This is a genomic window from Cecembia sp., from assembly GCF_007126775.1.
Taxonomy (GTDB): domain Bacteria; phylum Bacteroidota; class Bacteroidia; order Cytophagales; family Cyclobacteriaceae; genus Cecembia.
The window spans coordinates 1-4865 of record NZ_SLAP01000005.1 but is presented as its reverse complement, the minus strand read 5'-3'; the positions used below and the strand labels follow the sequence as shown (position 1 = coordinate 4865).

Here is a 4865-nt window from a genome sequence, read left to right as displayed (position 1 = left end):
ATCAAATATGAATCACCTCATCATAAGCAGCTGCAGCAGCTTCCATGATGGCTTCTGACATGGTTGGGTGAGGGTGAACCGTCTTTATCAGCTCATGCCCTGTAGTCTCCAGTTTGCGAATAGCTACAATTTCCGCGATCATCTCAGTCACATTGGCACCGATCATATGGGCTCCCAAAAGTTCACCATACTTGGCATCAAATACCAGTTTCACAAAACCGTCCTTAGCTCCGGCAGCTGAAGCTTTTCCAGACGCAGAAAATGGGAATTTCCCTATTTTGACGTCATAGCCAGCCTCTTTGGCCTTGGCTTCGGTATAGCCCACAGAAGCAATTTCCGGCACACAATAGGTGCAACCTGGGATATTATTGTAATCCAGGGCTTCAGGATGGTGACCGGCAATTTTCTCTACACAGATAATACCCTCAGCAGAAGCCACATGCGCCAAAGCAGGACCCGTCGTCACATCACCAATGGCATAATAACCTGGCATATTGGTTTTATAGAACTCATCTACTTTTATTTTACCTTTTTCAACCAGGATACCTACATCTTCCAAACCGATATTTTCTACATTGGAGACAACCCCCACAGCAGACAATACCATATCGCACTCGATGACGGATTCTTTCCCTTTTTTATCCTTGACAGTCACTTTGCATCCCTTACCTTTGGTATCCACAGCGGTCACCTCGGTGCTGGTCATGATATTGATCCCTTTCTTCTTGTAGATTCTCTCCAAGGCTTTGGATACCTCTTCATCCTCATTGGGGACAATTCTGTCCATAAATTCCACTACAGTCACTTCTGTACCGATAGCGCTGTAAACATAAGCGAACTCAACACCGATGGCACCAGAACCAACAACCACCATTTTCTCAGGCTTTTTATCAAGGACCATCGCTTTGCGGTAACCGACAATTTTTTCATTATCTATTTTCAATGCAGGAAGCTCTCTGGCCCTTCCACCTGTGGCGATAATGATATGTTCAGCAGCGTAGACTGTTTTTTTGCCGTCGTTATCTTCAACTTCTACCTTTTTGCCAGGCTGTACTTTGCCCCAACCGATTAATTGGTCGATTTTATTTTTCTTAAATAAGAACTGAATGCCTTTGGACATACCTCCAGCCACATCACGGCTTCTTTTGATCATGTTACCAAAATCCATTTCAGCACCTTTAACTTTGATGCCGTAATCTTCCGAATGGTTGATATATTCAAAAACCTGAGCACTCTTTATCAATGCTTTGGTAGGGATACAACCCCAGTTCAAACAGATACCACCCAATTCGGCAGCTTCTACCACTGCAGTTTTTAATCCAAGCTGAGAGGCGCGAATGGCCGCCACATATCCTCCCGGGCCTGAACCTACCACAATCACATCATATTTTGTTGAAGACATATTTTTAAAGTTTAATTTTCAAATAAGCTACGCAAAAATAAGGCTTTTGGGCAGAGAAAAAAATGTAAATCCTAGGTAAAACCGCTTTACCGGAGCAAAGCAATAGGGCATTCCTAAAATTAAAATTCCATCTTCACCTGAACACCTGCTTTTTCTTTTTGCTCCATTTCCAAAAGCTTAGATTTACGCCAAAGCCCACCTGCATAACCAGTGAGTTGTCCCTGCTTGCCCACAATTCGATGGCAGGGAAGCATAATCAAAATGGGATTAGCACCTATGGCCGTTCCGACTGCTCGGACTGCTGATGGCCTGTCAATATTATTGGCAATTTTCTCATAGGTACTTGTTTCACCAAAAGGTATTTTATTGACTTCCATCCAAACTTGATGCTGAAAGTCTGTACCTCCAAAAGCAACAGGAATATCAAAGGTGTCTTGTTTTCCCTGAAAATACAGCCCAAGCTGTATCCTTACGTCCATCAGGACGCCATCCAAAAATGTGTCAGTCACCGCTTCATCGGTAAACTGTAACCTGACCAGGTATCCATCCCAGGCTTCTGCCCGGACATTACCCAATGGAGTCTCCATCACTGCATATTCTTTCATAATATTACTCTTTAAAGGGTGAGGATAATTCAACATGTCAATTAAACCCGAAATCATGCATTGCTTTTTACGCTACTGCGCATAACTAACATGAAAATCAATGCAAAACTTGGGCGTCAGCAATAAGGTATTACAAAGTATAACGGATTTAAATGAATTTTGTCTTTGAAATGAGATTATATTTCTTCTCAGAACAAAATCACATCCGAAATCCCACTTCCCAAATTCTTTACTTCTTGCTTCTTGTCTCTTTTTCTCTAAACTCTCGCTTCTCGCTCCTGCTTGCATCAGGCAAGACTAACCTCTCCTTCACACCATCATCAACCTGTACCTCCACACTTCCCTCACATCTGAGATATTGACATAGAATGGCTTGTAAATGGGATTACTGGAACAGAGCAAGAGCCGCTCCTTTTCCCTGATCTGATTATAGGCGATCTTAAACGTCACCCCATCCTGTTCGGTGACGACCACGTATTTTTCCCCATCCTTGATGGAAAACCAGTCATCTACATATTCACAGACCAACCAGGCACCTTCGGGAGTAGGCAACATGGAATCCCCATCCACCTGAAAAACCCGGTGCTTCTTATCCTGGGGCAAAAAAGGCAGAGAAAAGCGGGGCAGCTCTTCTATAAAATCCGGATCAGAAAAGCCTGCCAGATAAGAGGCCTTGGCTTTTTGTGATACTACTTCAATCAACTCCTTGCCCTCTGCATCCACGGTGGTACTGAGAATACGGAGGTTCCTGCCCCGGAGAAACTGATCTGTCTCCAAAAGCTGCCTGAGTTTGTATTCAGAAAGTACGCCCAGATCCTTCCTCAAAAGTATATCCACCGAAACCCCGAAATAATCCGCCATCTCCAAAATGGTTTCCAAAGGAGGATTGATGTTCAGTTCATAGCCTGCCAGCTTGGACCTGCTGATGCCTAAAGCATTGGCCAAAGTTTCCTGCGTGAGGCCTTTTTGCTTGCGTAGAAATTTAATATTGGCGTTGAGATGCATTTTTTCTGTCAGCTACTGTCATACATTGTGATTTCCCTTTTCAAATATATAAAATATGTTTAAATTATAAACAGTAAAATGTTAAAATATTTGACAAAATGAGTAGTGGGAGAAGTATAGTGCATATGGATTTGGATTCATTTTTTGTATCGGTGGAGCGACTGTACGACAGCAGATTGAATGGCAAACCCATCCTGATCGGGGGCTCGGGGGACAGGGGGGTGGTGGCTTCCTGCAGCTATGAGGCAAGAAAATTCGGGGTACACTCGGCCATGCCGATGCGGACCGCGAGGCAGCTATGTCCGGAGGCATTGATCGTCCGGGGGGATTTTGAGAAATACAGCCAAAAATCCCATGAAATCACGGAAATCATCCGGGAGGAGGTACCGCTATTCGAAAAATCCTCCATTGATGAATTTTACATAGATTATACCGGTATGGACAGGTTTTTTGGTTGCTTCAAGATGGCCAAAGAACTGCGGGAAAAGATCCTGAAGGAAAGCGGCCTGCCCATTTCCCTGGGCCTTTCTGAAAACAAGACTGTGTCCAAAGTGGCGACAGGAGAAGCCAAACCCAACAATTACAAAGAGGTAATCCGGGGCACAGAAAAGCCCTTCCTCGCTCCACTTTCCGTACGGAAAATTCCCATGATCGGAGAAAAAACTTCCCTTACCCTCTACAATATGGGCGTAAAGACCGTGAAAACCCTACAAGTCATGCCTTCAGAATTGCTGGAGGCTACTTTTGGCAAAAACGGATTGAGCATCTGGGAAAAAGCCAATGGAATCGACCGCTCCCCTGTGGTACCCTACACAGAAGCCAAGTCCATCTCTTCGGAAAATACCTTCGAGCAGGACACCATAGATGTAAAGATGCTGGAGGCCAATCTTATCGCAATGACAGAGCAATTGGCCGGCAAATTGCGGCAAAAACAGCAGCTTACAGCCTGTATAAGTGTAAAGATCCGCTATTCGGACTTTGATACACATACCGTACAGCAGCGCATACCTTACACTTCAGCAGACCATACGCTCATTAAAACGGTGAAGGAGCTGTTCAAAAAACTGTACACACGCCGTCTGCTTATCCGCTTGATCGGCGTACGCTTCAGTCACCTCGTCCACGGAAACTATCAGATCAACCTCTTTGAAGATACCGAGGAGCAGATCCGCCTGTATCAGGCCCTGGATAAGATCAACGTGAAATACGGAGACAAAACTGTTTGCCGGGCCATTGGCATGCAGGTAGGAAGAAGACGCTTCAATCCTTTTAATGGAGTGGCGCTATGAAATGACAGTTTTGGTAAAATTGCAGTAAGATATATTGGAAACAGAATGGGTAAACTAGTAAAGTTAAAATCGAATCTGGTTGAATAAACTATTGAAAACATAAAAGCTAAAAGAGACAAATGAACTAAAAAGAAAAGAACTATATAAAAAATTTCTTTTTATATGTTAAGTTTTAGTTAATTTTTGAAATTAAACTTGACAACTATTCTTTTTTTTTTACTTTTAAACTGTTCTTTTTTAACGGTAAACTTTTGAACAGGCTTAATATCCCTGCCTGCATATTGCGATGGGAGCTAAAGTAAAAGTTTATGAAAAATAAAATTGTTATTATGATAGCAGTTGTATTTATGTGGATAAATATGACAACAGCTAATGCGATTTGTTATGATGCTAATGGAAATATTGCTATAATCCATGGCCAGGTGTTTTCTGGGGATAATTTTGATGGCTCTTGTTCAGATTGTGATTGGAATTGTGCAAGACCAATTTCTCAGTGGTAAAAGGTTCTGGTTCCTTGATTGAAAGTAACCAGCTCTTTTTAAAAAAAAAAAAAGATCTTTTTGT

Annotated in this window: 5 protein-coding genes; 2 read left to right on the top strand and 3 right to left on the bottom strand. The window is 42.7% G+C overall.

The window, feature by feature from the left end; genetic code table 11:
- Position 1: 1 nt before the first annotated feature.
- The 3 genes from lpdA to QZT73_RS00540 form a co-directional block, all read right to left on the bottom strand.
- Positions 2-1402: a dihydrolipoyl dehydrogenase gene (lpdA, locus tag QZT73_RS00550; RefSeq protein WP_291782114.1), complete on the bottom strand. Its 1401-nt coding sequence runs from the start codon at positions 1400-1402 to the stop codon at positions 2-4.
- 119 nt (positions 1403-1521) lie between these two features.
- Positions 1522-2007, bottom strand: coding sequence for a methylated-DNA--[protein]-cysteine S-methyltransferase (locus QZT73_RS00545; RefSeq protein WP_291782111.1), 486 nt, complete (start codon positions 2005-2007; stop codon positions 1522-1524).
- Positions 2008-2316: 309 nt separating this feature from the next.
- On the bottom strand, positions 2317-3012 hold the full coding sequence (locus QZT73_RS00540) for a LexA family transcriptional regulator (RefSeq protein ID WP_291782109.1): 696 nt from the start codon (positions 3010-3012) through the stop codon (positions 2317-2319).
- A 98-nt stretch (positions 3013-3110) separates the two neighbouring features.
- On the opposite strand from QZT73_RS00540, the gene dinB reads away from it, so the two are divergent.
- A complete protein-coding gene (dinB, locus tag QZT73_RS00535) occupies positions 3111-4301 on the top strand; it encodes a DNA polymerase IV (protein ID WP_291782106.1) in 1191 nt (396 codons plus the stop codon).
- Positions 4302-4609: 308 nt separating this feature from the next.
- Positions 4610-4801: a hypothetical protein gene (locus QZT73_RS00530; protein ID WP_291786089.1), complete on the top strand. Its 192-nt coding sequence runs from the start codon at positions 4610-4612 to the stop codon at positions 4799-4801.
- Positions 4802-4865 lie beyond the last annotated feature (64 nt).